This is a genomic window from Actinomadura sp. NPDC000600 (assembly GCF_040492135.1).
Taxonomy (GTDB): domain Bacteria; phylum Actinomycetota; class Actinomycetes; order Streptosporangiales; family Streptosporangiaceae; genus Spirillospora.
Genome location: NZ_JBEUPD010000146.1, coordinates 1 through 1,076, shown reverse-complemented (window position 1 = coordinate 1,076; position 1,076 = coordinate 1). Strand labels below are relative to the sequence as shown.

Annotated in this window: 1 protein-coding gene; it reads right to left on the bottom strand. The window is 69.1% G+C overall.

Features of this window, described 5'->3' with window-relative positions; genetic code table 11:
• The coding region (locus ABWI07_RS44365; protein ID WP_502912917.1) for a HAMP domain-containing protein at window positions 1-1,076 on the bottom strand (1,076 nt) is incomplete at both ends.

Here is a 1,076-nt window from a genome sequence, read left to right as displayed (position 1 = left end):
GCCGTCGTGTACCACCGCGACGCCGACGACGCGCTCCGAGCCGACGGCGTAGTGGTCCTGGCCCCTACCGCCACCGGCGTCTCCCGCGTGGTATCGGTGAGGTCCTTCCAGACGCCGGACACGCCCCGGACCTGCGCCTGACCGCCCAGGTTGCCCTCCGTGCCGACCTCGCGGGCCACCCGGGTGACCTCGTCGGCGAAGGCGGAGAGCTGGTCGACCATCGTGTTGATGGTGTTCTTCAGCTCCAGGATCTCGCCGCGCGCGTCCACGTCGATCTTCTGCGACAGGTCACCCCGCGCCACCGCCGTCGTGACCTGGGCGATCTGCCGCACCTGCGAGGTCAGGTTCCCCGCCATGAAATTGACGGAGTCGGTGAGTTCCTTCCACGTACCGGACACGCCGTCCACCCGGGCCTGACCGCCGAGGCGGCCCTCCGTACCCACGTCCCGGGCCATCCGCGTCACCTGGTCGGCGAAGGACGACAGCTGGTCGACCATCGTGTTGACGGTGTTCTTCAGCTGGAGCATCTCGCCGGAGACGTCGACCGTGACCTTCTGCGAGAGGTCACCGTTGGCGACAGCCGTCGTCACCTGGGCGATGTTCCGCACCTGGCCCGTCAGGTTCCGGAACGCCGTGTTGACGGAGTCCGTCAGGTCCTTCCACGTACCGGCCGCCCCCGGCACCTGCGCCTGACCGCCCAGCTCCCCCTCGACGCCGACCTCGCGCGCCACGCGCGTGACCTCGGCGCCGAACGACGACAGCTGGTCGACCATCGTGTTGACGGTGTTCTTCAGCTCCAGCATCTCGCCGGCCACGTCGACCGTGACCTTCTGCGACAGGTCGCCGTTGGCCACCGCCGTCGTCACGGCGGCGATGTCCCGCACCTGAGTGGTCAGGTTCCGGAAGACCGTGTTCACCGAATCGGTGAGGTCCTTCCACGTACCCGCCGCACCCGGCACGTTCGCCTGCCCGCCGAGCCGCCCCTCCCCGCCGACCTCGTTGGCCACGCGGGTGACCTCGTCCGCGAATGTGCGCAGCGTCTCAGTCATCTGGTTGATCGTCTCGGCGAGCTGCGC